27 protein-coding genes are annotated in these 26,803 nt (G+C 54.3%); 16 read left to right on the forward strand and 11 right to left on the reverse strand.

Features of this window, described 5'->3' with window-relative positions:
* Positions 1 to 82 precede the first annotated feature (82 nt).
* Positions 83 to 613: an inorganic diphosphatase gene (ppa, locus tag ACLJPE_RS13010; protein WP_000055079.1), complete on the reverse strand. Its 531-nt coding sequence runs from the start codon at positions 611 to 613 to the stop codon at positions 83 to 85.
* Between the two features lie 226 nt (positions 614 to 839).
* Positions 840 to 1,838: a class 1 fructose-bisphosphatase gene (gene fbp / locus ACLJPE_RS13015; RefSeq protein ID WP_000853764.1), complete on the reverse strand. Its 999-nt coding sequence runs from the start codon at positions 1,836 to 1,838 to the stop codon at positions 840 to 842.
* 174 nt (positions 1,839 to 2,012) lie between these two features.
* Here fbp and mpl point away from each other — a divergent pair, with 174 nt between their 5' ends.
* Positions 2,013 to 3,386 (forward strand): UDP-N-acetylmuramate:L-alanyl-gamma-D-glutamyl-meso-diaminopimelate ligase, encoded by a 1,374-nt coding sequence (mpl, locus tag ACLJPE_RS13020; protein WP_039513717.1) that lies wholly within the window; start codon positions 2,013 to 2,015, stop codon positions 3,384 to 3,386.
* Between the two features lie 106 nt (positions 3,387 to 3,492).
* Here mpl and yjgA read toward each other — a convergent pair whose 3' ends face one another.
* Positions 3,493 to 4,044 (reverse strand): ribosome biogenesis factor YjgA, encoded by a 552-nt coding sequence (gene yjgA / locus ACLJPE_RS13025; protein WP_000166287.1) that lies wholly within the window; start codon positions 4,042 to 4,044, stop codon positions 3,493 to 3,495.
* Between the two features lie 95 nt (positions 4,045 to 4,139).
* Between yjgA and pmbA the strand changes: the two genes are divergently transcribed.
* From pmbA to ACLJPE_RS13090, 13 genes are all read left to right on the forward strand, one after another.
* Complete coding sequence (gene pmbA / locus ACLJPE_RS13030) at positions 4,140 to 5,492, forward strand: metalloprotease PmbA (protein WP_000852997.1); 1,353 nt, start codon at positions 4,140 to 4,142, stop codon at positions 5,490 to 5,492.
* Positions 5,493 to 5,590: 98 nt separating this feature from the next.
* On the forward strand, positions 5,591 to 5,977 hold the full coding sequence (gene cybC / locus ACLJPE_RS13035) for a cytochrome b562 (RefSeq protein WP_001232231.1): 387 nt from the start codon (positions 5,591 to 5,593) through the stop codon (positions 5,975 to 5,977).
* 277 nt (positions 5,978 to 6,254) lie between these two features.
* Positions 6,255 to 6,593, forward strand: a complete 339-nt coding sequence (locus ACLJPE_RS13040; RefSeq protein ID WP_001255103.1) for a glycine dehydrogenase — start codon at positions 6,255 to 6,257, stop codon at positions 6,591 to 6,593.
* 10 nt (positions 6,594 to 6,603) lie between these two features.
* Positions 6,604 to 6,966, forward strand: coding sequence for an SFCGS family glycine-rich protein (locus tag ACLJPE_RS13045; protein WP_031602181.1), 363 nt, complete (start codon positions 6,604 to 6,606; stop codon positions 6,964 to 6,966).
* Positions 6,966 to 7,268, forward strand: a complete 303-nt coding sequence (locus tag ACLJPE_RS13050) for a DUF4312 family protein (protein ID WP_000975187.1) — start codon at positions 6,966 to 6,968, stop codon at positions 7,266 to 7,268. The genes ACLJPE_RS13045 and ACLJPE_RS13050 overlap by 1 nt, the downstream gene beginning before the upstream one ends.
* 22 nt (positions 7,269 to 7,290) lie before the next feature.
* A complete protein-coding gene (locus ACLJPE_RS13055; protein WP_000478578.1) occupies positions 7,291 to 8,067 on the forward strand; it encodes a DUF4311 domain-containing protein in 777 nt (258 codons plus the stop codon).
* An 11-nt stretch (positions 8,068 to 8,078) separates the two neighbouring features.
* On the forward strand, positions 8,079 to 8,723 hold the full coding sequence (locus tag ACLJPE_RS13060; RefSeq protein ID WP_000392127.1) for a DUF4310 family protein: 645 nt from the start codon (positions 8,079 to 8,081) through the stop codon (positions 8,721 to 8,723).
* Between the two features lie 58 nt (positions 8,724 to 8,781).
* The gene (locus ACLJPE_RS13065; protein ID WP_000459925.1) at positions 8,782 to 9,915 is read left to right on the forward strand and encodes an amidohydrolase/deacetylase family metallohydrolase; all 1,134 of its coding nucleotides are present in this window, start codon (positions 8,782 to 8,784) and stop codon (positions 9,913 to 9,915) included.
* Complete coding sequence (locus ACLJPE_RS13070; protein ID WP_001139174.1) at positions 9,899 to 11,017, forward strand: DgaE family pyridoxal phosphate-dependent ammonia lyase; 1,119 nt, start codon at positions 9,899 to 9,901, stop codon at positions 11,015 to 11,017. Before ACLJPE_RS13065 ends, ACLJPE_RS13070 begins: the two co-directional genes overlap by 17 nt.
* Complete coding sequence (gene dagF, locus ACLJPE_RS13075; protein WP_000779263.1) at positions 11,014 to 11,754, forward strand: 2-dehydro-3-deoxy-phosphogluconate aldolase; 741 nt, start codon at positions 11,014 to 11,016, stop codon at positions 11,752 to 11,754. The genes ACLJPE_RS13070 and dagF overlap by 4 nt, the downstream gene beginning before the upstream one ends.
* 16 nt (positions 11,755 to 11,770) lie before the next feature.
* Positions 11,771 to 13,684: a BglG family transcription antiterminator gene (locus tag ACLJPE_RS13080; protein ID WP_001609931.1), complete on the forward strand. Its 1,914-nt coding sequence runs from the start codon at positions 11,771 to 11,773 to the stop codon at positions 13,682 to 13,684.
* A gap of 77 nt (positions 13,685 to 13,761) precedes the next feature.
* Positions 13,762 to 14,004, forward strand: coding sequence for a type II toxin-antitoxin system RelB/DinJ family antitoxin (locus tag ACLJPE_RS13085; protein ID WP_000212724.1), 243 nt, complete (start codon positions 13,762 to 13,764; stop codon positions 14,002 to 14,004).
* On the forward strand, positions 13,994 to 14,278 hold the full coding sequence (locus ACLJPE_RS13090; protein WP_001609934.1) for a type II toxin-antitoxin system RelE family toxin: 285 nt from the start codon (positions 13,994 to 13,996) through the stop codon (positions 14,276 to 14,278). Before ACLJPE_RS13085 ends, ACLJPE_RS13090 begins: the two co-directional genes overlap by 11 nt.
* Before the next feature lie 3 nt (positions 14,279 to 14,281).
* Here the strand turns inward: ACLJPE_RS13090 and nrdG are convergent, their stop codons facing one another.
* From nrdG to treR, 5 genes are all read right to left on the reverse strand, one after another.
* The gene (gene nrdG / locus ACLJPE_RS13095; protein ID WP_017465840.1) at positions 14,282 to 14,746 is read right to left on the reverse strand and encodes an anaerobic ribonucleoside-triphosphate reductase-activating protein; all 465 of its coding nucleotides are present in this window, start codon (positions 14,744 to 14,746) and stop codon (positions 14,282 to 14,284) included.
* Between the two features lie 216 nt (positions 14,747 to 14,962).
* Positions 14,963 to 17,101, reverse strand: a complete 2,139-nt coding sequence (gene nrdD / locus ACLJPE_RS13100; RefSeq protein ID WP_000187818.1) for an anaerobic ribonucleoside-triphosphate reductase — start codon at positions 17,099 to 17,101, stop codon at positions 14,963 to 14,965.
* A gap of 408 nt (positions 17,102 to 17,509) precedes the next feature.
* A complete protein-coding gene (gene treC / locus ACLJPE_RS13105) occupies positions 17,510 to 19,162 on the reverse strand; it encodes an alpha,alpha-phosphotrehalase (RefSeq protein WP_023212814.1) in 1,653 nt (550 codons plus the stop codon).
* A 49-nt stretch (positions 19,163 to 19,211) separates the two neighbouring features.
* Entirely contained in the window at positions 19,212 to 20,630 is a 1,419-nt protein-coding gene (treB, locus tag ACLJPE_RS13110; protein WP_039513712.1) for a PTS trehalose transporter subunit IIBC, read from the reverse strand.
* A 137-nt stretch (positions 20,631 to 20,767) separates the two neighbouring features.
* Positions 20,768 to 21,715 (reverse strand): trehalose operon repressor TreR, encoded by a 948-nt coding sequence (gene treR, locus ACLJPE_RS13115; RefSeq protein WP_001181294.1) that lies wholly within the window; start codon positions 21,713 to 21,715, stop codon positions 20,768 to 20,770.
* Between the two features lie 196 nt (positions 21,716 to 21,911).
* On the opposite strand from treR, the gene mgtL reads away from it, so the two are divergent.
* Both mgtL and mgtA read left to right on the forward strand, forming a co-directional pair.
* Entirely contained in the window at positions 21,912 to 21,965 is a 54-nt protein-coding gene (mgtL, locus tag ACLJPE_RS13120; protein WP_099374030.1) for a mgtA regulatory leader peptide MgtL, read from the forward strand.
* 140 nt (positions 21,966 to 22,105) lie between these two features.
* Positions 22,106 to 24,814: a magnesium-translocating P-type ATPase gene (mgtA, locus tag ACLJPE_RS13125; RefSeq protein WP_015406162.1), complete on the forward strand. Its 2,709-nt coding sequence runs from the start codon at positions 22,106 to 22,108 to the stop codon at positions 24,812 to 24,814.
* 88 nt (positions 24,815 to 24,902) lie between these two features.
* Here the strand turns inward: mgtA and ridA are convergent, their stop codons facing one another.
* From ridA to pyrB, 3 genes are all read right to left on the reverse strand, one after another.
* Positions 24,903 to 25,289 (reverse strand): 2-iminobutanoate/2-iminopropanoate deaminase, encoded by a 387-nt coding sequence (ridA, locus tag ACLJPE_RS13130; protein WP_000047544.1) that lies wholly within the window; start codon positions 25,287 to 25,289, stop codon positions 24,903 to 24,905.
* Positions 25,290 to 25,365: 76 nt separating this feature from the next.
* Complete coding sequence (gene pyrI / locus ACLJPE_RS13135) at positions 25,366 to 25,827, reverse strand: aspartate carbamoyltransferase regulatory subunit (RefSeq protein ID WP_000148566.1); 462 nt, start codon at positions 25,825 to 25,827, stop codon at positions 25,366 to 25,368.
* A 12-nt stretch (positions 25,828 to 25,839) separates the two neighbouring features.
* Complete coding sequence (pyrB, locus tag ACLJPE_RS13140) at positions 25,840 to 26,775, reverse strand: aspartate carbamoyltransferase (protein ID WP_000013055.1); 936 nt, start codon at positions 26,773 to 26,775, stop codon at positions 25,840 to 25,842.
* Positions 26,776 to 26,803: the final 28 nt, after the last annotated feature.

A 26,803-nucleotide genomic window follows, 5' to 3' on the forward strand; every position in this document is an offset into this window, starting at 1 on the left:
AAATTGTGTTCTATTCATTAGCCAATAAAAAGGCCCTCATTACTATGAGAGCCTTTATCTTGACGATTATGTAAAAGCGAACTTATTTCTTCGCTGCGCGCTCGAAGGAGGCAACGATTTCCGCTTTAGCCGCTTCGGCGTTGTCCCAACCGTCAACTTTCACCCATTTGCCTTTTTCGAGATCTTTATAATGCTCGAAGAAATGAGTGATCTGCGCTTTCAGCAGTTCCGGCAGATCGTTCACATCTTTAATGTGATCGTACTCTTTGCTCAGTTTGGTGTGCGGTACGGCAACCAGTTTCGCATCTTCACCGGATTCGTCGGTCATTTTCAGTACGCCAACCGGACGGCAACGGATGACGGCGCCTGGCTGCAGCGGGTACGGCGTCGGGACCAGAACGTCTACCGGGTCGCCGTCCAGAGACAGGGTATGGTTGATGTAACCGTAGTTGCACGGATAGAACATCGCGGTGGACATGAAGCGGTCAACGAACAGCGCGCCGCTCTCTTTGTCAACTTCGTATTTGATCGGATCTGCGTTAGCCGGGATCTCGATAACGACGTAGATATCTTCCGGCAGTTCTTTACCCGCCGGGACGTTGAGTAAGCTCATGTCTGTTTCCTTTGAATTTATGACAAACAAGTGGCGAGTATTATAGCCAACTCACGCCGAAAGTCTTCGCTTGTTTTCGTTTCCGCCTCATCTGGCGCGTCGTTGCGGAGCATGAATGACAAAGGTTAAGAACCGAAAAAATCACGGGCCTGATAAGGCAACGCCGCCATCGGACATGTTATTGCCCAATGGCGGCTTCATGCGTTATTCCGCATGGTGGTAAAGATTACGCGTCCGGGTATTCGCGGATAAAGCGTTCCACATCGTCAACCATATGGCGGTTGCCGACGAAGAAAGAGCGGCGCTGGTGAAGGCTTTCCGGAATGATATCCAGAATACGTTCTTTACCATCGCTTGCTTTGCCGCCGGCCTGTTCCGCGAGGAACGCCATCGGGTTGCATTCATACAGCAGACGCAGTTTTCCCTGCGGATGGCTGGCGGTGCTGGGGTAGAGATAGATGCCGCCTTTCAGCAGGTTGCGGTGGAAATCGGCCACCAGAGAGCCAATGTAACGTGAGGTATAAGGGCGACTTGTTGAACTATCCTCTTCCTGGCAGAATTTGATGTACTTCTTCACGCCATTCGGGAATTTAATGTAGTTGCCTTCGTTAATGGAGTAGGTTTTACCCTTTTCCGGGAAACGCATACGTTCCTGGCACAGACAGAACACGCCCAACGACGGATCGTAGGTGAAAGCATGTACGCCGCAGCCGGTGGTGTAAACCAGCATGGTGGACGAGCCATACACGACATATCCCGCTGCGACCTGTTTGTTGCCGGGTTGCAGGAAATCTTCTTCGGTGACCGGCGTGCCGACGGGCGTCACGCGGCGATAAATCGAGAAAATCGTACCGACAGAGACGTTAACGTCGATGTTAGAAGAGCCATCCAGAGGGTCCATCAGCACCACATATTTCGCGTGTTCGCAGCCTTCAAAGACGACGATTTCGTCCTCTTCTTCCGATGCGATGCCCGCTACAATATCGCGCGCTTTTAGTGCAGCTTTCAGTTTCTCGTTCGCGAACAGATCGAGTTTCTGCTGAACCTCGCCCTGTACGTTCTCAGCACCGCTGGCACCCAGGATATCGACCAGACCGGCCTTGTTGATATCGCGGTGGATGATCTTGGCGCCCAATTTTATTGCCGACAGCAAAGCAGTGAGCTCACCGGTAGCCTGAGAGAACTCGTGCTGCTTTTCGACAATAAATTCACCTAACGTTTTCATAACACTTTCCCTGCAATTGATTGGAGTAAAGCGACCGTAACAATCTTAACAAACATTTCAGATGATGCGCTCAGGTGAATCGCGCCAGCAAAGTACAGATTTACCTGAAATGCGTTTCTCACTTGCCAGACATGTGCGTAAAATGGCTCGCAGATAAAAAAAGGATAGTGACGTATGCGCATTCATATTTTGGGAATTTGTGGCACTTTCATGGGGGGGCTGGCGATGCTGGCTCGCTCGCTTGGTCATGAAGTAACGGGTTCGGACGCCAATGTGTATCCGCCGATGAGTACCTTACTTGAGAAGCAAGGCATTGATCTGATCCAGGGTTATGACGCCAGCCAGCTCGATCCGCAGCCGGATCTGGTGATTATCGGCAATGCGATGACGCGCGGGAATCCGTGCGTGGAAGCGGTGCTGGAAAAAAACATTCCCTTTATGTCTGGTCCACAGTGGCTGCATGACTTTGTGTTGCGCGACCGCTGGGTACTGGCGGTCGCCGGTACCCACGGCAAAACCACGACCGCAGGCATGGTGACCTGGATACTGGAAGCGTGCGGGTACAAACCGGGCTTCGTGATCGGCGGCGTACCGGGCAACTTTGAGGTTTCCGCGCGCCTGGGCGAGAGCCCGTTCTTTGTTATCGAAGCGGATGAGTACGACTGCGCGTTCTTTGATAAACGTTCTAAATTTGTGCATTACTGCCCGCGGACGTTGATCCTCAACAACCTTGAGTTTGATCATGCCGACATCTTCGACGATCTGAAAGCGATCCAGAAGCAGTTCCACCATCTGGTGCGCATCGTGCCGGGGCAGGGGCGCATCATCTGGCCGGAAAACGACATCAACCTGAAACAGACCATGGCTCTGGGCTGCTGGAGCGAGCAGGAGCTGGTGGGCGAGCAGGGACACTGGCAGGCGAAGAAGCTGACTACGGATGCTTCCGAGTGGGAAGTGTGGCTGGACGGCGAAAAAGTCGGCGATGTGAAATGGGGCCTGGTCGGCGAACATAACATGCACAACGGTCTGATGGCGATTGCCGCCGCGCGCCACGTGGGCGTCGCGCCCGCTGAAGCGGCCAGCGCGCTGGGGTCATTTATTAACGCCCGCCGCCGTCTGGAACTGCGCGGCGAAGCGAACGGCGTGACGGTGTATGACGATTTTGCTCACCACCCGACGGCAATTCTGGCCACGCTGGCGGCGCTGCGCGGTAAAGTGGGCGGCACCGCGCGCATTATCGCAGTGCTGGAGCCGCGTTCTAACACGATGAAGATGGGGTTATGCAAGGATGACCTGGCACCGTCGTTAGGGCGTGCGGATGAAGTGTTCCTGCTGCAGCCGCCGCATATTCCGTGGCAAGTGGCGGAAGTCGCTGAAGCCTGCGTACAGCCTGCTCACTGGAGTGGCGATGTCGATACGCTGGCGGAAATGGTGGTGAAAACCGCACAGCCTGGCGATCACATCCTGGTGATGAGCAACGGCGGTTTCGGCGGCATCCATCAGAAATTGCTGGATGGGCTGGCGAAAAAAGCACTGGTTGTGGAGTAAAAAATGCCCGGTGGCGCTGCGCTTACCGGGCCTACAATAGGTACATTCCTGTAGGCCGGATAAGGCGCCAGCGCCGCCATCCGGCAGACGCTACCAACGTGTAAAATTACCCTTCGTTTTCCGCCAGCTCGCGCAGATACTGGAAGATCTGACGCGCTGATTTCGGCGGTTTGTTGCCTTCTTTCTCTTTCTTCGCATTGCGGATCAATGAACGAAGCTGTTGACGATCGGCGTGCGGCCACAGGGTCAGTACTTCGGCTACCGCGTCATCGCCTTCGACGATCAGACGATCGCGCAGATGCTCAAGCTTGTGAAACAGCACCACCTGCTGATTATGGCGGTTCTTCAGCTTGTCCAGCGCCTGGCGAATAGGTTCAACGTCGCGTTGGCGCAGCATTTTTCCGATAAGCTGCAACTGGCGGCGGCGTCCTTCCATTTTGATACGCTGGGCCAGTTCAATGGCGTCGCGCAGATCGGCGTCCAGCGGGATCTTATCCAGCGCGTTTTTCCCCAGATCCACCAGTTCCGCGCCCAGGCGTTTTAATTCCTCGGCATCGCGTTTAATTTCACTTTTACTGACCCAGATAATTTCATCGTCTTCGTCTTCGATGTCATCACCGGGAACGTCGTCGAGCCAGTCTTCGGGCTGCTTTGTCATGTCAGGCTCCTTAAAAAAAGAGGCTAATGTTACCAGTTAAGATGCGCACTGAAAAACGGTTCTCTGTTAGACTTCAGAGAAACTCTCTCTACATTATGGCATTTGCAATGAAAGTAATCTCACAAGTTGAAGCGCAGCGTAAGATTCTGGAAGAAGCAGTTTCGACAGCGCTGGAGTTAGCCTCAGGCAAATCGGATGGGGCGGAAGTCGCCGTCAGCAAGACCACCGGCATTAGCGTCAGCACCCGTTATGGTGAAGTAGAGAATGTCGAATTTAATAGCGACGGCGCGCTGGGCATTACGGTGTATCACCAGAACCGCAAAGGCAGCGCCTCTTCGACGGATTTAAGCCCGCAGGCGATTGCCCGTACCGTGCAGGCCGCGCTGGATATCGCGCGTTACACGTCGCCGGACCCGTGCGCAGGCGTGGCGGACAAAGAACTGCTGGCGTTTGACGCGCCGGATCTGGACTTGTTCCACCCGGCAGAGGTTACGCCAGACGAAGCCATTGAACTGGCCGCGCGTGCGGAGCAGGCTTCTCTAAAGGCGGATAAACGCATCACCAATACCGAAGGCGGTAGCTTTAACAGCCATTACGGCATTAAAGTGTTCGGCAACAGCCACGGCATGTTGCAGGGCTATTGCTCCACGCGCCATTCGCTCTCAAGCTGCGTCATCGCCGAAGAGAACGGCGATATGGAGCGTGATTACGCTTACACCATCGGTCGGGCAATGGCGGATCTGCAAGCGCCGGAATGGGTCGGGACCGAGTGCGCGCGCCGCACCTTATCCCGCCTGTCGCCGCGCAAGCTCTCCACCATGAAAGCGCCGGTCATTTTCGCCAATGAAGTGGCGACAGGGCTATTTGGTCATCTGGTCGGGGCGATTGCCGGCGGCGCGGTATACCGTAAATCCACTTTTCTGCTCGACTCGCTGGGCAAACAAATTCTGCCGGAATGGTTAACCATCGAAGAACACCCGCATCTGCTAAAAGGGCTGGCGTCTTCACCGTTCGACAGCGAAGGCGTGCGTACAGAGCGCCGGGACATTGTGAAGGATGGCGTACTGACGCAATGGTTGCTGACCAACTATTCCGCCCGCAAACTGGGGCTGAAAAGTACCGGTCATGCCGGCGGCATTCATAACTGGCGTATCGCCGGGCAGGGGCTGAACTTTGAGCAGTTGCTAAAAGAGATGGGCACCGGCCTGGTGGTGACGGAACTGATGGGCCAGGGCGTCAGCGGTATTACCGGCGACTACTCCCGCGGCGCTGCGGGATTCTGGGTTGAAAATGGTGAAATCCAGTACCCGGTAAGTGAAATTACCATTGCCGGTAATTTAAAAGAGATGTGGCGTAATATTGTCACTGTGGGTGATGATATTGAAACGCGCAGTAATATACAGTGTGGTTCGGTATTGTTACCGGAGATGAAAATCGCCGGACAATAATACCCGTCATACTTCAGGCTGCAGGCGCGTTGGCTGCCTGCAACTTGAATTATTCAGGGTATTACACTTATCGTTAATAATAAAAAAGGAAGTGAGCAATGCGTAAAAGCCTGTTAGCTATTCTTGCTGTGTCATCGCTGGTATTCGGTTCGGCTGTTTTTGCTGCCGATCTTGAAGATAATATGGATATTCTCAATGATAACCTGAAAGTTGTTGAGAAAACGGATAGTGCCCCTGAACTGAAAGCGGCATTAACCAAAATGCGCGCGGCCGCGCTGGATGCTCAAAAAGCTACGCCGCCAAAGCTGGAAGATAAAGCGCCGGATAGCCCGGAAATGAAGGATTTTCGTCATGGTTTTGACATTCTGGTCGGCCAAATTGATGGCGCGCTGAAGCTGGCGAACGAAGGTAACGTTAAAGAAGCGAAAGCGGCGGCGGAAGCGCTAAAAACCACCCGCAATACGTATCATAAGAAGTATCGTTAATTTTTGTGGGATGGCGGCTTCGCTTTATCTGCAGGTCGCCATCCGGAAAAATGTAATACCCATCACACTTTCTCACTTTATACGACAACGTCATTGTTTCGCCATTTCCTCTTTATGCCGCGATAGATCTCACACTTTCCCGGCGATAATTCATTAATGCCGCCTTTTCTGTGGCGCAGATCACCTATCCCACTCGCGTTTCCACTTCGAGGTGGAAAATAACTCGCTACAAACTTTTAACCCTTGCCGCTAGTTTTATCTCATTGCCATTAACGGGGTGAGACGCGTGGATAACGGAGCAGTAAAACACGATGCCGGTGAGCGAATTAACGAACTGGCTGAACAGGTGTTAACGCAGGTGGATGGCCTGCTGGGGAGGCATCACATTGTCCCCAATGCGGTACAGACGCAAATGCTGACCTCGCACGTTCGCGCGATGGCGCACCGGTCAATTACCGGCGAGCCTTTACCGGAAGTCGATGCCAGCTTGTTTGATGAAATCTCAGCCGAATCAATGGCGCTCGCCCGCGAAATCGTGGCGGCGTTTGGCAACCTTCCTGACGAAGAAGCCTGGCTATTATCGGTACATTTTGAAGTCGCGAAAGACAACCTCTAAGGAGCAAAAAATGGAACAGATTACCGTCGTGATTGGCGATCGCCTGGGTAAAGGCCAGAAAGTGGCGGCAGGCGTGGAAAAAGCGGGCGGTCGCGCGGTTGTCGTACCGGGCGTCGCGGCAGACATGAAGCTGGGCGATGTGATGAAAGTGGAAAACGCCACCTTCGGCATTTCATTTTGCGGCAGCGGCGGCGCGGGCGCTATCACCGCGCAAAACAAGCATGGCTACAAAGCCAAATATGGAATGCGGTCAGTGGATGAAGGCGTCACCGCTATTAATGAAGGCTGCAACGTGTTGGGTTTCGGCTTTATGGATAAAGAAGAGCTCGGCGAGCGCCTGGTGCAGGCGTGGCAAAAGAAATACGGCGCCTGATGATGAAAGAGCAATTCACCACCACGGTGAGAGTAAAAGGCAAGGGCGACGCCAAAGCACGCGCCTTTGCCGATGCGCTGAACCATGTTCAGTCGGCGGTGATGAGAGAGTCGCCGTATATCTTACTGCGTATTGAGCCACAGGATGTGCGGATTGTTCAGGCGCATGAGTCGGTGCGTAAAGAGGCCTTTCTGTTTTTCTTTTTGCGCCGGGAACGACGCACTTACAGCGTGGAGCTGGATGTGACCGTCAACGTGACCGCCATCAATCTCGACAGGGTGGATTTCGTCGCGAAACGCTGATTTTTATTAAAAAGGCATAGTTATGTTCCTGATAATACTAATTAAATCGCTCATTATCGGCGCGCTGGTCGGCGTAGGGGTGGGCGCTGGGGCTGCACGCATGTTTCACGCGCCAACCACACAGGGGATGGGCGCGTTCCGTACGTTGGGCGAACTCAACTCTTGTGAAGGCGACCCGGCATCTCACTTCTCCTTTGGACTGGGTTTCTTCTTTAACGCTTGGGCGTCGTCTGTGGCGGCCGGATCGTTCACCCAGGATGTCGATCACCGCATCATCCCTAACTGGGGCGCGGCGGCGCTCATGATCAAAAACCGTAACGTTGGCGAGACGCTGCACGACCCGAAAAAAATGGCGATTGCCTGCGCCGTCATCGGCATGATCGTCGTGACGTTCCTTAACCTGACCGCCTCATCCGTGCCAGAAGCGCTACAGGTGACAGCGGTTAAGGTGCTGGTACCGGCGGCAAACCTGCTGGTCAACATCGTCATGCCTGTGATCTTCTGGTTAGCGGCGATCGACGCCGGTAAAAAATCGGGCTTCTGGGCCACCGTTTTCGGCGGCGCGGCGCAGCTCATCATGGGGAACGCCGTACCGGGGCTAGTACTGGGTATTTTGATCGGTAAAGGCGTAGAAGAGAGCGGCTGGAACCATGTCACCAAAGTGATGATGGTCGCCATCGTTTTGCTGTTTGTGTTGAGCGGCTTCTTCCGCGGCTTCGACATGAAAATGATCGAGTCTTTCAACATGACGGTACCGAACTGGCTTGAACTGATCCACAACTCGCTCAGCGGCAAATAACGGAGGCCACAATGGAAGAGAATAAAGGTTTTTGGTATGCCGACTGGTCGTTCCCGATCTTTGTTGGCCTGCTCTCCTCCGGCGTTTTCGCCGGGACGCATATGTACTATCTGTACGGTATCGGCGCATTTAACGAAGTCGCTTTTGTGGCGATGTTGAAAGCGGGGATGGATACCGGCGTCTACGGCGCGGTCGCCGCTTTCGGCGCCAGCTTTTTATTTGCCCGCATTATCGAAGGTTCGCTGGTCGGGATTCTGGATATCGGCGGGGCAATTCAGACTGGCGTGGGCTTAGGGGTTCCGGCGTTACTGCTGGGGGCTGGCTTTGTCTTCCCGGTGGCGAACTTTATCGCTTCGCTGATAACCGGTCTGGTGATTGGCCTGGCGATTGGCTACATCATTATTCTGGCGCGTAAGTTCACCATTAATCAGAGCGACTCCACGTACGGGGCGGACGTCATGATGGGGGCTGGTAACACTTCAGGCCGTTTTCTGGGGCCGTTGATTATCCTCAGCGCCATGACGGCATCGATTCCTATTGGTCTGGGCTCTCTGGTGGGCGCGCTGCTGTTTTATATCTGGCAGAAGCCGATTACCGGCGGCGCGATTTTAGGCGCGATGATCCTCGGTTCCATCTTCCCGATTGCGATTAGCTAACTGTTGATTTGTAGGCCGGATAAGGCGGTTGCGCCGCCATCCGGCAAAGGAGAGAACGATGTTTGATTTACTCCTGCGCCATGCGTGTCTGGTCGATGACACGCTGACTAATATTGCCCTGCAAGATGGCAAAATCGCGGCGTTGGGTGACGTTGATGGCCCGGCGGTGAAAACCATTGACCTGCGCGGCGAGTGTTACGTTAGTGCGGGTTGGATTGATTCTCATGTTCACTGCTACCCAAAATCGCCGATTTATTTCGATGAGCCGGATAGTATCGGCATCGCGACGGGGGTGACGACGGTGATTGATGCCGGCAGCACTGGCGCAGATGATATTGACGATTTTTACACCCTGACCCGTCAGGCGACCACCGACGTTTATGCGCTATTGAATATTTCCCGCGTCGGGCTGATAGCTCAGAATGAACTGGCTAACATGGCCAATATTGACGCCGATGCGGTCCGGCAGGCGGTAAAACGCCACCCGGATTTTATCGTCGGCCTCAAGGCGCGGATGAGCAGCAGCGTGGTAGGCGTTAACGGCATCACACCGCTGGAACGCGCTAAAGCCATGCAGCAAGAAAACGGCAACCTGCCGCTGATGGTGCATATTGGCAATAACCCGCCGGATCTGGACGAAATAGCGGAGCGTCTGACGGCGGGCGATATCATTACCCACTGTTACAACGGTAAGCCGAACCGTATTCTGACGCCGGAAGGCGAGCTGCGCGCCTCGGTGACACGAGCGCTGGCGCGCGGCGTGCGTCTGGACGTCGGGCATGGTACCGCCAGCCTGAGCTTTGCGGTGGCGAAACGCGCCATTAGCCTGGGGATTTTACCGCATACCATCAGTTCCGATATCTACTGCCGTAACCGCATCAATGGCCCGGTGCATTCGCTGGCTAATGTGATGTCGAAATTCCTCGCCATCGGCATGTCGCTGCCGCAGGTCATTGCGTGCGTGACGGCCAATGCCGCCGATAGCCTGAATCTGAAAACCAAAGGGCGTCTTCAGCCAGGTCTGGATGCCGACCTGACCCTCTTTACGCTTAAACGCCAGCCCGCCGTGTTGGTAGACGCGGAAAACGACAGCTTACAGGCTGAAGAATTGCTGACGCCGCTTGCCGCGATACGCGCAGGCAAGGGCTATATGACCGAACAAGGGAGCGCGGAACATGCCTTCGATTTTTGAGAAGTATCAATTAAAACAGGTGATTAATGCCTCCGGACGTATGACGGCGCTCGGCGTCTCCACGCCGCGCCCGGAAGTGATAGACGCGGCGATGGCCGGAATGAATCAGTATTTCGAGATGAAAGATCTGGTGAATAAAACTGGCGAGTACATTGCGAAATTGCTGGAGGTGGAAGGGGCGACGGTAGTCTCCTGCGCCAGTGCGGGCCTTGCCCAGTCGGTTGCCGCGGTACTGGTTCAGGACAGCGACTGGCTGCTGGAAAACCTGCACGTTACACCGATTGAAAATAACGAAATCGTCCTGCCAAAGGGCCACAACGTCAACTTTGGCGCGCCGGTGGGAACGATGGTGGCGCTGGGCGGCGGCAAACTGGTGGAAGCCGGTTACGCCAACGAATGTTCCGCCGCGCAGTTGGCGGCGGCCATTACGCCGCGCACGGCGGCTATTCTCTATATCAAATCTCACCACTGCGTACAGAAAAGTATGCTTAGTGTGGAGCAGGCTGCGGTAGTGGCACGCACGCATAATCTCCCGCTGATTGTGGACGCGGCGGCGGAAGAAGATTTGCAGTGCTACTACCGCGTGGGCGCAGATCTCGTTATCTATAGCGGCGCGAAAGCGATTGAAGGGCCGACCAGTGGGCTGGTGATTGGTAAAACGCAGTATGTTGAGTGGGTAAAACGTCAGTCAGCGGGCATTGGCCGGGCGATGAAGGTCGGCAAAGAAGGAATTATTGGCCTGACCTGCGCCATTGAATTGTACCTGCGGGCGCAAAAAGAGAGCGGCGCGGAGATGGTAGAAAAAATGGCGCCCTTTATCGACACGTTGAACACGTTTAACGGCGTCAGCGCCCGTGTGGTGTGGGACAGCGCCGGACGCGACATCGCGCGCACGGAAATTAAGTTTGATGAAGCCGTTACCGGCATCGCCACAGGCGAACTGGTCGACGCGCTGAAGCAAGGGGAATACGCGATTTACTTTCGCGGATACAAAGCCAACGAAGGAATTATTGAAGCGGATGTCCGCAGCGTCGATCGCGCGCAGTTAGCGATTGTGGCGCGTCGTATTGGCGAGGTGATTAATCAGGAGAAAAAAGCATGAAACTGACCCCTAACTTTTACCGCGATCGCGTTTGCCTGAACGTACTGGCCGGTTCGAAAGATAACGCCCGGGAAATCTACGCGGCGGCGGAAGGTCATGTGCTGGTTGGCGTGCTCTCCAAAAACTATCCGGATGTGGCAAGCGCAGTCGCGGATATGCGTGAATATGCGGCGCTTATCGATAATGCGCTCTCCGTCGGACTGGGGGCAGGCGATCCTAACCAGTCGGCGATGGTGAGCGAAATCTCGCGTCAGGTACAGCCGCAGCATGTCAACCAGGTGTTTACCGGCGTCGGGACCAGCCGGGCGCTGCTGGGGCAAAATGAGACGGTGGTTAACGGTCTTGTCTCGCCGACCGGCACGCCGGGGCTGGTGAAAATTTCCACCGGCCCGCTAAGCAGCCGCGCGCCGGACGGCATCGTACCCATAGAAACGGCGATTGCGCTACTCAAAGACATGGGCGGCAGCTCCGTTAAATACTTTCCGATGGGAGGACTCACCTGTCGCGACGAGTATAAAGCGGTGGCTGAGGCCTGCGCCCGCCATGATTTCTGGCTGGAACCGACGGGCGGCATCGATCTGGAAAACTTCGCCGAGATTCTGCACATCGCCCTTGATGCAGGTGTAAGCAAAATCATTCCTCACATTTATAGTTCGATTATTGATAAGGTGAGCGGCAACACTCGTGCGGACGATGTGCGTCAGTTACTCGCTATCGTCCGGTCGCGTGTCGGCTAATCATGAGGAGAGAGACGTGCGATTCCCCAACCAACGTTTAGCGCAGCTATTTGCGATGCTGCAAAACGAGACGCTGCCGCAGGACGAGCTGGCGCAGCGGTTGTCGGTCTCCACGCGTACTGTTCGGGCGGATATCGCCGCGCTGAACATGTTGCTGACGCCGCATGGCGCGCAATTTACTCTCAGCCGCGGCAATGGGTATCAGCTCAAAATTGATGATCCGGCACGTTATCAATCCCTGCAAACGCAGCAATCTCCCACGCTGGCGCGCGGTCCGCGCACCAGCCAGGAGCGGATACACTATTTGCTGGCGCGTTTTTTAACCTCCGCTTTCTCGCTGAAGCTGGAGGATTTAGCAGATGAATGGTTTGTCAGCCGTGCGACGTTGCAGAACGATATGGCGGACGTGCGCGAGCATTTGCTGCGTTATCATCTGACGCTGGAAACGCGTCCGCGTCATGGCATGAAACTGTTTGGTGGAGAGATGGCGATTCGCGCCTGTCTGACCGACCTTTTATGGACGCTGGCGCAGCAGGAGCCCTCCCATCCGTTAATTGTTAGTACCACGCTGAACACCGAGGTGTCTCAACGGCTGCAGTCTCTTTTGCCGGATATTTTCTCTCATTGTCAAATCCGCCTGACCGATGAGGGCGAGCTGTTTCTGCGTTTATACTGCGCGGTGGCGGTACGGCGTATTCGCGAGGGGTATCCGTTATCGGAATGCGTGGCGGAGGAGGTCGATGAAAAGGTGCGCCATGCGGCGCATGAAATTGCGGAGCAACTACAACAGCTGGCCGACAAGCCGCTGTCGGAGCCGGAAGTAAGCTGGCTGAAGGTGCATATTGCCGCCCGCCAGGTACAGGAGATTGCCCCCAGCGCCATTAATGCCGATGATGAAGAGGCGCTGGTGCGCTATATCCTCAATTTTATTAATACCCAGTACAACTATAACCTATTGAATGATAAACAGCTTCACGCGGACTTGCTGACCCACATCAAAACGATGATCACCCGCGTGCGCTACCAGATCATGATCCCCAACCCACTACTGGAAAATATTAAGCAGCACTATCCGATGGCGTGGGATATGACATTGGCGGCGATATCGAGTTGGGGAAAATACACGCCGTATACCATTAGCGAAAACGAAATCGGTTTTCTGGTGCTGCATATTGGCGTTGGGCTGGAACGTAGTTACAACATTGGCTACCAGCGGCAGCCGCAGGTACTGCTGGTGTGTGATGCTGGTAATGCGATGGTGCGGATGATTGAAGCGGTACTGGCGCGGAAATACCCGCAGATTGAGATAGCCCGCACTTTGACGCTACGCGACTATGAGGCGCGGGACAGTATTGTGGAGGATTTTGTGATTTCCACGGCGCGGATCGGTGAAAAAGATAAACCGGTCATCATGATCGCGCCCTTTCCTACCGACTATCAATTGGAGCAGATCGGTAAGCTGGTGCTGGTGGACAGAACCCGTCCGTGGATGCTGGATAAATATTTCGATGCCTCGCATTTTCGCATTGTGGAAGGGGAAATAGATCAACAGACGCTGTTTAAAACGCTGTGCGATCAGTTGCATGAGGAAGGCTTTGTTGATGCGGCGTTTCTCGATTCGGTTATTGAACGTGAAGCTATCGTCAGTACGTTATTAGGCGACGGGATTGCCTTGCCACACGCGCTGGGGCTGCTGGCGAAGAAAACGGTGGTTTATACGGTGCTCGCGCCACAGGGGATTGCCTGGGGTGATGAAACGGCGCACGTTATTTTTTTACTCGCCATCAGCAAAAGTGAATATGAAGAGGCGATGGCCATCTACGATATTTTCGTCACTTTCCTGCGCGAACGCGCCATGACGCGCCTCTGCGCATGTCAGAATTTTACGCAATTTAAAACGGTCGCGATGGAGTGCGTGAGTCGTTTTTGAGAGGCGTTATCCAGAATTCGATGTAATGCGAATGTAATGCTAAACTGCATTACACATTCGATTTTACTGGAGGCATAATGGCCACGCTGAACGTCCGTCTGGATGACAAACTCAAAAATGAGGCTTATGCCGTGCTGGAAAAACTGAACATTACTCCAACGGAAGCCGTGCGATTACTGTTCCAGTACGTCGCGGAAACGGGGCGCATGCCAGTGAAAACCGTCACTCTTAGCGACAGTGAAGATGCACTGATTCAGACAGTTCGGGAGAGGCTGTCTAGTCCGCAAAAGGGAATCAAGGTTAGTCTGGATGACTTATGAACTGGAATTCGACCCGAGGGCCTTAAAAGAGTGGCATAAGCTGGGCGATACGGTGAAGGCTCAGCTTAAGAAAAAGTTGGCTGATGTGCTATTGAACCCCAGAATCGACTCTGCCTGTTTAAACGATCTTCCTGACTGCTATAAAATTAAGCTTAAATCGTCCGGTTATCGCTTGGTGTACCAGGTTCGGGATGACGTTGTGATTGTGTTTGTTGTCGCGGTCGGTAAGCGAGAACATTCAGCCGTCTATCACGATGCAAACAAACGGCTTTAGCGATCAACGCAAATGATGCACTACCTGGTTGCTGCTACCGCGCCAGATAAGCGCCGGGTCTTTCAGATCCTGCACAAATTTGCCATCGACCAGCACGTTGATGAGATCGACTACCTGCATCTGTGCGGCGTTGAGTTCATCGAGCTTGTAGCCGGTCCACACCCAGATATCTTTCCCCGGGCACTCCGCGTGGATGCGTTGTACCAGTGCCAGGATATCCGGTACGTTTTGCGGATGCAGCGGATCGCCGCCCGACAGCGAGATCCCCTGACGGTGAATGCGCGTGTCGTTCAGATCGGCAATGATCTTATCTTCCATCTGTTTGGTAAACGGCTGGCCGGAATTGAGCCGCCAGGTGCTTTTGTTGTAGCAGCCAGGGCATTCATGCACGCACCCTGACACAAACAGGGTGCAGCGGGTGCCGGGGCCGTTAACGATGTCTACGGGGTAGTATTGGTGAAAGTTCATGTTTCCTCGTTGCATTTGGCGCTGTAGCGGCGTTGGCCGCTCTCACTTACCCAGGTCACTTACTTATGTAAGCTCCCTGGGATTCGTTCGTTTGCCGCCTTGCTACAACACCAACTGCTTAGAGGAAACTCATGAAATTGGAACTATAGCCAGCGGTTGTAGGCCGGATAAGGTGTTTACACCGCCATCCGGCATTTACGCATTGCAAACGGAGGATTAACCTATCTGCCCGTTGCCTAAATGCTTCACGCGGCGCTTCACTTCTTCTTGCTTGCCGGCGTTAAACGGACGTGCGTCCGGGCTGCCTAAATAACCGCACACGCGGCGGGTGACCGAGACGCGCGCGGCATCGTGGTTGCCGCATTTCGGGCAGGTGAAACCTTTACTGGTACATTCGAACTCGCCGGTAAAGCCGCACTCGTAGCATTCATCGATCGGCGTGTTGGTGCCGTAATACGGTACATGCTGATAGCTGTAATCCCAGACATCTTCCAGCGCTTTCAGGTTGTGCTGAATGTTCGGGTATTCGCCGTAGCAAATGAAACCCCCGTTCGCCAGCGGCGGATACGGTGCTTCGAAATCGATTTTGTCGTACGGGTTGACCTTCTTCTCCACGTCGAGGTGGAAGCTGTTGGTGTAGTAACCTTTATCGGTTACGCCCGGCACCACGCCGAACTCGGCGGTATCCAGACGGCAGAAGCGGTCACAGAGGTTTTCACTTGGCGTGCTGTACAGGCTAAAGCCGTAGCCGGTCTCGTCTTTCCACTGATCCACGGCCTGGCGCAGACGCTCCACAATCGCGATGCCTTTAGCGCGAAGTTGCTCGCTGTCGTACAGGTGTTCGCCGCCAAACAGCGCGTTAATGGTTTCATGGATACCAATGTAGCCCAGAGAGATGGACGCACGACCATTTTTAAAGATTTCAGACACGTCGTCGTCCGCTTTCAGCCGCACGCCGCAGGCGCCTTCCATATACAGGATAGGCGCGACGCGGGCTTTCACGCCTTCAAGGCGGGCGATACGGGTCATCAGCGCCTTCCGCGCCAGCGCCAGACGTTCATCCAGCAGTTTCCAGAATGCGGTTTCGTCGCCTTTTGCTTCCAGCGCGATGCGCGGCAGGTTAAGGCTAATCACGCCCAGGTTGTTACGCCCGTCGTGGATCTGCTCGCCGTTTTCGTTCTCCCACACGCCGAGGAAGCTGCGGCAGCCCATTGGCGTTTTGAACGAACCGGTGACTTTGACCACCTGATCGTAGTTGAGGATGTCCGGATACATGCGCTTGCTCGCGCACTCCAGCGCCAGTTGTTTAATGTCGTAGTTCGGATCGCCAAACTTGTGGTTCAAACCGTCGCGGATAGCGAAGACCAGTTTCGGGAACACGGCGGTTTTGCGATTTTTACCCAGACCGGCGATACGGTTACGCAAAATAGACGCCTGGATCAGACGCGACTCCCAACTAGTGCCGAGGCCAAAACCAAAGGTCACGAAAGGCGTCTGGCCGTTAGCGGTGTGCAGCGTGTTAACTTCGTACTCCAGCGACTGGAAGGCGTCGTAGCACTCTTTTTCGGTGCGAGAACGCGCATATCCTTCGGCATCCGGGATCTGCCACTCATCGGCGGTTTTGCGGTGCTTGTTATAGCTTTCGGTGACAAACGGCGCCAGCACTTCGTCGATACGGTTAATGGTGGTGCCGCCATAAATATGGCTGGCGACCTGCGCGATAATCTGCGCGGTAACGGCAGTGGCGGTAGAGATAGATTTTGGCGGTTCGATCTCGGCGTTACCCATCTTAAAGCCCTGGGTCAACATGCCTTTCAGGTCGATCAGCATACAGTTGAACATCGGGAAGAACGGCGAATAGTCGAGATCGTGATAGTGGATATCGCCGCGCTCATGCGCTTGTACTACATCACGCGGCAACAGGTGCTGGCGGGCATAGTGTTTGGCGACAATCCCGGCCAGCAAATCGCGCTGGGTGGGAATGACTTTACTGTCTTTGTTGGCGTTTTCATTGAGCAACGCGGAGTTAGTTTGCTCTACCAGGCCGCGAATTTCCTGGTTCAGACGACCACGCTTTTCACGCTGAATGTCGCGATCGTGACGGTATTCGATGTAGGCGCGGGCAAGCTGTTTGTACGGGCCGGACATCAGTTGGTTTTCAACCGCAGTCTGGATCTCGTTAATATCCACCTGACTGCGCGCGTTCATTTGGCTGCTAACGACTTCTGCGACGGTGGCACAGTAATCTGCGTCATCGACTCCCGCTGCTTTAGCTGCACGTAGAATGGCTTCCTTAATGCGCTCTGATTTGAATGGCACTTTACAGCCATCTCGTTTCATCACATGCGGTGTCATGATCACTCCATATTTGTAAGAACAGGTTATCCACAGAGGCTGGGGAAGCCATAACAGGTTTATTCATCTCTTTTCCAATGACTTCCCGCAATCCTGACCCAGGTTATCCACAATTCACCTTGTGTCGAGTGAACGGATGTTGTAGCAATTGTAGTCAATTAATACAACATATTGGGTCGGCGTGCATTTTAAAGTCTATATGTAGTGATTTGCATCAAGGATGTTTGCAATTTTATTGACGTAGAACAAGGTAAAAATCAGAGCGTACAGATGACGGGCGCTGTAGCGTTTGTAAAAGATAGCAAGAAAAATCTGATTAATTATTCAACAAAAACAGACAGTAACCAGGAGCAACGCCACAGCCCGTGTCAATAGGTCTGTGGCGTTTATCCGTATAAGGACGTCGCGCTAGCGTTGTAACCACCAGATGGCTTCAAATGGGCGGAGCGTCATCGCCGCTGGCTGGCTGGCGACCTCGCCATAATTGTGCAGTAGCGCCTGCCACTGTCCTTTGATATGCGGCGGATGCCACTCCTGACACTGGTCGCTCAGATTGGCGACGACCAGCAGGGTTTGCCCCTGCCACTGGCGGCGATAACACCATACTGATGGGCTATCCGGGAGGAGATCCTGATAATCGCCCCAGATCAGTACAGGCTGGGTTTTACGTAGCGCAATCAGCTTTTGATAGGTGTAAAACACCGAGTTTTCATCGCGTAATGCCGCCGCGACGTTAACCTCCGTATAGTTATCGCACAGGCTTATCCACGGCTCGCCCTGGGTGAAACCGGCGTTTTTACCGTGGTCCCACTGCATCGGCGTGCGGCTGTTGTCGCGGGATTTACTGGCCAGGATAGCCAGTAGTTCGTCGGGGTCGCGTCCGGCGGCGCGTAGCGCGGCAAACATGTTATGGCTTTCCACGTCGCGATAATCGGTGATGCGGGTAAAGTGTGGGTTGGTCATGCCAATTTCTTCGCCCTGATAGATATAAGGCGTCCCTTGCATACCGTGCAGCGCCATCGCCAGCATTTTCGCGGCTGGAACCCGGTATTCACCCTCGTCGCCAAAGCGGGAAACGATGCGCGGCTGATCGTGATTACACCAGAATAACGCGTTCCAGGCGACGTTATGCATCCCCTGTTGCCAGTGGCGGAACAACGCTTTCAGCGCCACATAATCAGGTTTTGCCAGCGTCCACTTTTCGCCATTCGGGTAATCCACCTTCAGATGATGAAAATTGAAGGTCATCGAGAGTTCGTCGCCGCTAAGCGCGGCATATTGCTGGCAGTTTTCCAGCGTGGTAGAGGACATTTCGCCTACCGTCATCAGATTACGCGGTGTAAAAACGTCACGGTTCATTTCGCGTAAAAACGTATGCGCGCGCGGCCCGTCGGTATAAAAGCGGCGTCCGTCGCCCGTCGGATCGTCAGGAAAATCCTGATCTTTGGCGATCAGATTCACCACGTCCAGACGCAGGCCATCCACGCCGCGATCGGCCCAGAATTCGCAGACCTTTTTCAGCTCGGCGCGCACGGCGGGGTTTTCCCAGTTCAGGTCGGCCTGTTCAGGCGCGAAAAGGTGTAAATAATATTGTTCGCTCTGGCTATGCCAGCGCCAGGCGCTGCCGCCAAATTTGGATTGCCAGTTATTCGGGCAGACATCCGGCGTGCCATCGCGCCAGATATAAAACTGACGGTATGGGCTCTCTTTGTTCAGCGCTTCGCGAAACCAGGCGTGCTGGGTAGAAGTATGGTTAAACACCATATCCAGGATGATGCGAATACCGCGTGCTTTCGCCTGCGCGACCAGCTCGTCAAAATCATCCAGCGTGCCGTAGGTCGGGTCGATGGCCGTATAATTTGCGACGTCATAACCGTTATCCACCTGCGGCGAGATATAAAACGGCGTGAGCCAGATGGCATCCACGCCGAGTCGCTGTAGATAGTCAAGGTGCTGCGTGACGCCGCGTAAATCGCCGGTGCCGCTGCCGGTCGTGTCCTGAAAACTTTTCGGGTAGATCTGATAGATAACGCCGTTTTGCCACCAGTGGGGAATAGTCATTGTTGTTTCCTGCAAGTGCGTTGGGACGCAACTGCGCCCCGAAGAAGTATTAGACAATTTGTAATGTGCCCTGACGATGCTTACGCTGATAGATAAAGGTGGTCAGAATCACCGGGATAACGATCGCGATAACCATCGCCATGCCGTACACCTGCCAGTAGCGCGGCGGTATAGACAGGATGCCCGGCAGGCCGCCCACGCCGATACCGTTGGCGATGACGCCGTTCAGACCGCAGAGCAGTCCCGCCAGACCAGATCCGATCATCGCGCACAGCATCGGAAAACGATACTTTAGATTGATACCGTACATCGCCGGTTCGGTTACCCCAAGGTAAGCGGAAATGGCGGCAGGAACGGAGATCTCGCGTTCATTGTGTTTACGGCTGGAGATGATGATGCCCACCACGGCGGAGGCCTGCGCGATATTCGACAGCGCAATCAGCGGCCAGACTGGCGTACCGCCCATGCTCTGGATCATCTGCATATCGATAGCGAGCGTTGTCTGGTGGACGCCGGTAATGACCAGCGGGGCATACAGGAAGCCGAACAGCGCCGCGCCTATCGGGGCGAAACTGCCGGTCATCAGATAACGTACCGCAAAGGCCACACCGTCGCCGATCATACGACCAAAGGGGCCGATAAAGGTGTGGGCGAGAAAGACGGCCAGTATCAACGAACACACCGGGACGACGACCAGGTAGAGATAATCCGGCACGATGCGTTTCAACCGCGTTTCAATAAACCCAAGCGCCAGCCCTGCCAGTAGCGCCGGGATAACCTGCGCCTGGTAGCCCACTTTCTCAATGCTAAATAAGCCGAAGTTCCAGACGTCCGGCGTTTGCTGGCCCAGCAGATACGCATTCATCAACTGCGGCGACACCAGCGTCACGCCGAGCACGATACCAAGAATCGGCGTGCCGCCCATTTTTTTCACCGCCGACCAGCAGATCCCCACCGGCAGATAGAAAAAGATCGCTTCGCCGATCAACCATAAAAAATCATAAAGCGTTTTTAGCGCCGAATGCATCTGCGCCAGCGTTTGGCCGTTGCTCATCGGCACATCGCCGATCACGTTACGAAAGCCTAAGATCAAACCGCCGCTGATCAACGCCGGTAGTAGCGGAAAGAAGATCTCCGCGAAGTGGGAAATTAACTGCTCATGCCATTTCATGTTCTGGCGAGCGGCTTTTTTGGCCTGCTCTTTATCGGCATACGCTTTGCCGGTGGTCTCCAGCAGCGCGTTATAGTAATCGCCAACGTCGGTGCCGATCACCACCTGAAACTGCCCGGCGTTGGTGAAACAGCCTTTAACCATCGGTAATTGTTCGATCTCTTTTGGCCTGGCGTTCGCGGGCTGGTGGAGCACAAAGCGCAGGCGAGTAATGCAGTGGCTCACCGTGGCGATGTTGTCACGCCCGCCGACCAGGTCAATCAGCCGGTCGATATCGGCTTGTTTTACTTTGCTCATCGTAAAGCCTCATGGCAGAGGAGGTATGTTATGGGTTGGCGCAAGAGTATCTCTTCAACGTTGGTTTAAAAATGGGAACGTTCCCGAAACGCAGCGACGATCACAAATTACTCGTGGTATTCCGTTTAATCAGTCACTCAGGCGAGGGTAGAAGGAATGACGATCCGGCGCGGATCGCAGCGGCCATTGATCTGTTCGATCAGCTGCGAAGCCGCCTGTCGTCCGGCTTCAGCATAGCCAGGATCGACAGTGACGATCTCCGGGTGCAGGAATTTTATCAGCGGCGTGTTCCCGACGCTTGCCAGTTGCAGCGTCTCAATACGTTGCTCCTGTAAATACTTACTGGCGCCCAACGCCAGCGTATCGGTGGCGCAGACTAACGCGGTGGTATCCGGCATGATGACGCTTGCCGTATGCTCATAGCCCTGCTTCATGGCAAGACCGGGCAGGGCGGCGACGGGATGAAGTTTATGTTTTTTGCAAAACGCCAGGTATGCGTCATGCCGACGTTTGCCGGTGGTAATATCGCTATGGGGAACGCCCAGAAAGCTAATGTTGCGGTGTCCCTGCTCATACAGCCGCTGCATAAGGATATGAATCGCGCCTTCGTCGTCGTAACAGACGGAGGCAAAACCTTGCGCATCTCTTGCCAGCAGCACCAGCGAGGCTTTCCAGGGGGCGATCAACTCTTCTGTGATGCCGGTAAAGCCAAACAGCACCACGCCATCAATGTTACGTCGTCTGAGCATGCCCAGATGTTCCATTACCAGCGTCGGCGAGAACTGACTTTCCATCATAATAGGGTCGTAGCCCTGTTCATAAAACGCAGGCAGCATGGTCTGAACCGCGAGATTTTCAGACAACGAATCAAGGCGAGTGACGATAATAGCGACCACTTTATCGCTTTGTCCCCGCATCGCACGGGCGGAGCGGGACGGAAAGAAACCGTGTTGATTCATCACCGCTTCGACACGCTCGCGGGTACGTTCGCTTACGCCGCTTTCATTGTTAAGCACGCGGGAAACGGTTGATTTCCCTACGCCGCTCAGGCGGGCGATGTCTTTGATAGTGAGCCGGTTTTGCATCCTGTTTTCCCGTGGCGTGACGCTGATGGTGATTGGTGATAAAAAGAGTAACTTTACTCAAGCGAAGGGCAATGGGCAAAGTCTGGTTTATCGTTGGTTTAATTACGTAACGGTATGATACCGCCATAATTGCCACAAAACTTATGGATTTATGCGTATAATCCACGGCGCAAATCGTTTACTTACCGGAGGCGACATGGACCCTGAACCCACCCCTCTCCCGCGATGGAGAATTTTCCTTTTCCGGTAAGCCTGCCTCTGCTGTCTTACCGGTGTGTAAGACAGTGACACAATAACGTCCCTGTTTTTATTTAAACATTGCTCATCGGGCAAGGCTTTGCCGTGCCTGAAGAATTTTCTGCGCCTGACTTCGGCGCGGAGGGATTACCTATGCTAAAAACCATTACCCGCCAGCTTTTTGCCCGGCTTAATCGTCATTTGCCTTATCGTCTGGTTCACCGCGATCCGCTGCCCGGGGCGCAGACCGCGGTAAATGCGACTATCCCGCCTTCGCTGAGCGAACGCTGTCTGAAAGTCGCGGCAATGGAGCAGGAGACTCTCTGGCGCGTTTTTGATACGCACCCGGAGGGATTAAACGCCGCCGAGGTAACGCGCGCGCGTGAAAAGCATGGCGAAAACCGCCTTCCGGCACAGAAACCCTCGCCGTGGTGGGTGCATCTGTGGGTATGTTATCGCAATCCTTTCAACATCTTACTCACGATTCTTGGCGGCATTTCTTATGCCACGGAGGATCTGTTTGCCGCAGGCGTTATCGCCCTGATGGTCGGTATCTCAACGCTGCTGAATTTTGTGCAGGAAGCGCGCTCGACGAAAGCAGCGGACGCGCTAAAAGCGATGGTGAGTAATACCGCTACCGTACTGCGGGTTATTAATGAAAATGGCGAAAACGCCTGGCTGGAATTACCCATCGATCAACTGGTGCCCGGCGATATTATTAAGCTGGCGGCGGGGGATATGATCCCGGCGGATTTACGGATTATCCAGGCGCGCGATCTGTTTGTCGCCCAGGCGTCGCTGACCGGCGAATCTCTGCCGGTCGAGAAAGTCGCCGCGACGCGTGAGCCCCGGCAAAATAACCCGCTTGAGTGCGACACGCTGTGCTTTATGGGGACGAACGTCGTGAGCGGAACGGCGCAGGCCGTGGTGATGGCGACCGGCGCCGACACCTGGTTTGGTCAATTGGCGGGGCGCGTGTCGGAACAAGATAACGAGCAGAACGCTTTCCAGAAAGGAATTAGCCGCGTCAGCATGTTGCTGATCCGCTTTATGCTGGTCATGGCGCCGGTAGTACTGATTATTAATGGTTACACGAAAGGTGACTGGTGGGAAGCGGCGTTATTTGCGCTTTCGGTCGCGGTAGGGCTCACCCCGGAAATGTTGCCGATGATCGTCACCTCCACCCTCGCGCGCGGGGCGGTGAAGCTCTCGAAACAGAAAGTTATCGTGAAGCACCTTGATGCGATTCAGAACTTCGGCGCGATGGATATTCTGTGCACCGATAAAACCGGCACTCTGACGCAGGATAAAATTGTGCTGGAGAATCATACGGATATTTCTGGTAAGCCCAGCGAGCATGTACTGCATTGCGCCTGGCTGAACAGCCATTATCAGACCGGTCTAAAAAACTTACTGGATACGGCGGTCCTGGAGGGAGTAGACGAAACCGCCGCGCGTCAGCTCTCCGGACGCTGGCAGAAAATCGATGAGATTCCGTTTGATTTTGAGCGTCGCCGGATGTCGGTGGTGGTGGCCGAAGATTCGAGCGTGCATCAACTGGTCTGCAAAGGCGCGTTACAGGAGATCCTGAATGTGTGTACTCAGGTGCGCCACAACGGCGATATTGTGCCGCTGGACGACAATATGCTGCGCCGGGTGAAACGCGTTACCGACACGCTGAACCGTCAGGGGCTACGCGTGGTCGCCGTCGCGACCAAATACCTGCCTGCACGTGGGGGCGATTACCAGCGTATCGATGAATCTGACCTGATCCTGGAAGGGTATATTGCTTTTCTCGATCCGCCGAAAGAGACCACCGCGCCGGCGCTGAAAGCGCTGAAGGCAAGCGGAATTACGGTGAAAATTCTCACCGGCGACAGCGAGCTGGTAGCGGCGAAAGTTTGCCATGAAGTTGGGCTGGATGCGGGCGATGTCGTTATTGGCAGTGATATTGAAGGGTTAAGCGACGACGCGCTGGCGGCGCTGGCCGCCCGTACGACGTTGTTTGCGCGTCTGACGCCGATGCATAAAGAGCGCATCGTCACTTTGCTCAAACGCGAGGGACATGTGGTCGGTTTTATGGGCGACGGGATTAACGATGCCCCGGCGTTGCGGGCGGCGGATATTGGTATCTCGGTAGATGGCGCGGTGGACATCGCCCGTGAAGCCGCCGATATTATCCTGCTGGAAAAGAGCCTGATGGTGCTGGAAGAAGGCGTCATTGAAGGTCGTCGTACTTTTTCTAATATGTTGAAATATATCAAGATGACGGCCAGCTCAAATTTCGGTAACGTGTTTAGCGTGTTGGTGGCGAGCGCCTTTTTGCCGTTCCTGCCAATGCTGCCGCTGCACTTGCTGATTCAAAACCTGCTGTACGATGTATCCCAGGTGGCGATTCCGTTTGATAATGTCGATGAAGAACAAATTCAAAAGCCGCAGCGCTGGAATCCGGCGGATTTGGGGCGCTTTATGGTCTTTTTCGGTCCGATCAGCTCGATTTTCGACATTTTGACCTTTTGTCTGATGTGGTGGGTATTTCATGCGAATACGCCAGAAACGCAAACTTTGTTCCAGTCCGGCTGGTTTGTGGTGGGATTACTGTCGCAAACGCTGATTGTGCATATGATCCGTACCCGCCGTCTGCCGTTTATTCAAAGTCGCGCTGCATGGCCGCTGATGGCGATGACGTTGTTGGTGATGGTGGTGGGAGTTTCGTTGCCGTTTTCGCCGCTGGCGTCTTACCTGCAATTACAGGCGCTGCCGTTAAGCTATTTCCCGTGGCTGATTGCCATTCTGGCGGGCTATATGACGTTAACCCAGTTGGTGAAAGGGTTTTACAGCCGACGTTATGGCTGGCAGTAAGCGTCGAAGTATTGTGCATTATCGGCCTGGATGGCATACCAGGCCGAATAAGCGATAGCGCCATCCGGCCACTATCTATAAACGAGCGTTAGCGACGAACAGCGATCGCTTCAATCTCAATTTTCACGTCTTTCGGCAGACGGGCAACTTCCACGCAGGAACGCGCCGGGAAGGTGGCGTTGTGCTCGGTGAAGAAGGCTTCGTAGGTGGCGTTGACGGTCGCGAAATCGTTCAGGTCTTTCACGAATACGGTCGTTTTCACAATGTCGCCTACTTTCAGGCCAGCGGCTTCCACGATAGCTTTAACGTTTTCCAGCGACTGACGTGCCTGAGCGGATACGTCTTCCGCTACGGCACCGGTTTTCGGATCGACCGGGATCTGACCGGAAGTGATTACCATGCTACCCAGGTCAACGCCCTGTACGTATGGGCCGATTGCTGCTGGTGCATTTTCCGTCGCAATAGTTTTGCTCATGATTTCTCCTGAATTACAGCGGTAATAGAATGTCCCCGCTCATTATAGGGAGCCGGGATCTCATAACCAACCCCCATTAGTTGGCCAGCACCACATTATGCGAAAACTCTTTTTCACAGTATTTGCATTTGAGGGCGATATCATTGGCGCGTTTTTTCACTGCAAAGCTGGAGGATACCGGTTCCGCGTGGCTGATGCAGTTGCTGTTCGGGCAAACCAGCACATTATTAATACGCTCCGGCAGGCTGGGACGTGATTTCCCGACTACGTCGTAGTTGTCGATGCGGTTAACGGTGGCCTGCGGCGCGTACAGAGCAAGTTGGTTAACCTGCTCATCGGTGAGGAAGGTGTTTTCTATTTTAATTAAGTCCTTACGCCCCATCTCGCCAGACGGGAGATTCAGACCGATAGTGATTCGCTGATCGGTCTCGGTCAATTTAAACAGACTCAGCAGTTTAAAGCCTACCTGCGCAGGGATATGGTCAATCACGGTGCCGCATTTAATGGCTTCAACCTGCAGTTTGTTATCGTGTGTCATCGTTTTTCTCCCTTACAGACTCAGTTCGCTATTCAGTACCAACGCCAGTAACGCCTGGCGAGCGAAAATACCGTTGCCCGCCTGTTGGAAGTACCAGGCGTGTGGCGTTTTATCCACATCCGTGGTGATTTCATCAATCCGCGGCAGCGGGTGCAGCACTTTCATATTTTCACGCGCGCCGTTCAGGTCGCTGGCGCGCAGAACAAACTGCGCCTTCACATTGGCGTACTCCGACGGGTCGAGACGCTCTTTCTGTACGCGAGTCATATAGAGGATGTCGACGTCGGCCATGACCTCTTCAATAGACCCATGCAGGCTCCAGGCCATTCCTTTTTCATCCAGCATATCCAGAATGTACTGCGGCATCGCCAGCGCGTCCGGCGCGATAAAATAAAAACGGTTGCCGCTAAATTTCGCCAGCGCCTGGGTTAGCGAATGCACGGTGCGGCCATATTTCAGATCGCCGACCATCGCGATATGCAGGTTATCCAGACGGCCCTGTGTTTCCTGGATGGTGAACAGATCCAACAGGGTCTGCGTCGGATGCTGGTTCGAACCGTCGCCCGCATTGAGCACCGGCACCTGACCGGAAAACTCCGTCGCCAGACGTGCCGCGCCTTCTTGCGGATGGCGCATCACAATCGCGTCCACGTAAGTGCTAATCACTGAGATCGTGTCGGCTAACGTTTCTCCTTTTTTCCCCAGCGACGTGTTGGCGCTGTCGGAGAAGCCCACTACGCTGGCGCCCAGGCGATGCATTGAAGTTTCAAACGACAGGCGGGTACGCGTGGAGGCTTCGAAAAAGCAGCTGGCGATCACTTTATGTTTCAATAGCTCCGGCTGCGGGTTGGCTTTTAATTTCGCCGCCGTCGCCAGTACCAGATTAAGATCGTCGCGGCTGAGGTCGTTTATGGAAATGATATGTTTTTGATATAGCGGGTTAGCCATGTTTATCTCCTGACGCCTGGGCAAAAAA

This window comes from Salmonella sp. SAL04196, assembly GCF_046550835.1.
Taxonomy (GTDB): Bacteria; Pseudomonadota; Gammaproteobacteria; order Enterobacterales; family Enterobacteriaceae; genus Salmonella; species Salmonella enterica.

What these genes read in the sequence shown, in the direction of transcription:
- ppa (WP_000055079.1), bottom strand. Translation starts at nt 613, where the DNA reads ATGAGCTTACTCAACGTCCCGGCGGGTAAAGAACTGCCGGAAGATATC.
- treR (WP_001181294.1), bottom strand. Translation starts at nt 21,715, where the DNA reads ATGCAAAACCGGCTCACTATCAAAGACATCGCCCGCCTGAGCGGCGTA.
- pyrB (WP_000013055.1), bottom strand. Translation starts at nt 26,775, where the DNA reads ATGGCTAACCCGCTATATCAAAAACATATCATTTCCATAAACGACCTC.
- ACLJPE_RS13065 (WP_000459925.1), top strand. Translation starts at nt 8,782, where the DNA reads ATGTTTGATTTACTCCTGCGCCATGCGTGTCTGGTCGATGACACGCTG.
- pyrI (WP_000148566.1), bottom strand. Translation starts at nt 25,827, where the DNA reads ATGACACACGATAACAAACTGCAGGTTGAAGCCATTAAATGCGGCACC.
- ACLJPE_RS13060 (WP_000392127.1), top strand. Translation starts at nt 8,079, where the DNA reads ATGGAAGAGAATAAAGGTTTTTGGTATGCCGACTGGTCGTTCCCGATC.
- ACLJPE_RS13055 (WP_000478578.1), top strand. Translation starts at nt 7,291, where the DNA reads ATGTTCCTGATAATACTAATTAAATCGCTCATTATCGGCGCGCTGGTC.
- pmbA (WP_000852997.1), top strand. Translation starts at nt 4,140, where the DNA reads ATGGCATTTGCAATGAAAGTAATCTCACAAGTTGAAGCGCAGCGTAAG.
- nrdG (WP_017465840.1), bottom strand. Translation starts at nt 14,746, where the DNA reads ATGAACTTTCACCAATACTACCCCGTAGACATCGTTAACGGCCCCGGC.
- cybC (WP_001232231.1), top strand. Translation starts at nt 5,591, where the DNA reads ATGCGTAAAAGCCTGTTAGCTATTCTTGCTGTGTCATCGCTGGTATTC.
- ACLJPE_RS13090 (WP_001609934.1), top strand. Translation starts at nt 13,994, where the DNA reads ATGACTTATGAACTGGAATTCGACCCGAGGGCCTTAAAAGAGTGGCAT.
- ACLJPE_RS13070 (WP_001139174.1), top strand. Translation starts at nt 9,899, where the DNA reads ATGCCTTCGATTTTTGAGAAGTATCAATTAAAACAGGTGATTAATGCC.
- mgtA (WP_015406162.1), top strand. Translation starts at nt 22,106, where the DNA reads ATGCTAAAAACCATTACCCGCCAGCTTTTTGCCCGGCTTAATCGTCAT.
- mpl (WP_039513717.1), top strand. Translation starts at nt 2,013, where the DNA reads ATGCGCATTCATATTTTGGGAATTTGTGGCACTTTCATGGGGGGGCTG.
- yjgA (WP_000166287.1), bottom strand. Translation starts at nt 4,044, where the DNA reads ATGACAAAGCAGCCCGAAGACTGGCTCGACGACGTTCCCGGTGATGAC.
- ACLJPE_RS13045 (WP_031602181.1), top strand. Translation starts at nt 6,604, where the DNA reads ATGGAACAGATTACCGTCGTGATTGGCGATCGCCTGGGTAAAGGCCAG.
- treB (WP_039513712.1), bottom strand. Translation starts at nt 20,630, where the DNA reads ATGAGCAAAGTAAAACAAGCCGATATCGACCGGCTGATTGACCTGGTC.
- fbp (WP_000853764.1), bottom strand. Translation starts at nt 1,838, where the DNA reads ATGAAAACGTTAGGTGAATTTATTGTCGAAAAGCAGCACGAGTTCTCT.
- ACLJPE_RS13050 (WP_000975187.1), top strand. Translation starts at nt 6,966, where the DNA reads ATGATGAAAGAGCAATTCACCACCACGGTGAGAGTAAAAGGCAAGGGC.
- treC (WP_023212814.1), bottom strand. Translation starts at nt 19,162, where the DNA reads ATGACTATTCCCCACTGGTGGCAAAACGGCGTTATCTATCAGATCTAC.
- dagF (WP_000779263.1), top strand. Translation starts at nt 11,014, where the DNA reads ATGAAACTGACCCCTAACTTTTACCGCGATCGCGTTTGCCTGAACGTA.
- ridA (WP_000047544.1), bottom strand. Translation starts at nt 25,289, where the DNA reads ATGAGCAAAACTATTGCGACGGAAAATGCACCAGCAGCAATCGGCCCA.
- ACLJPE_RS13085 (WP_000212724.1), top strand. Translation starts at nt 13,762, where the DNA reads ATGGCCACGCTGAACGTCCGTCTGGATGACAAACTCAAAAATGAGGCT.
- nrdD (WP_000187818.1), bottom strand. Translation starts at nt 17,101, where the DNA reads ATGACACCGCATGTGATGAAACGAGATGGCTGTAAAGTGCCATTCAAA.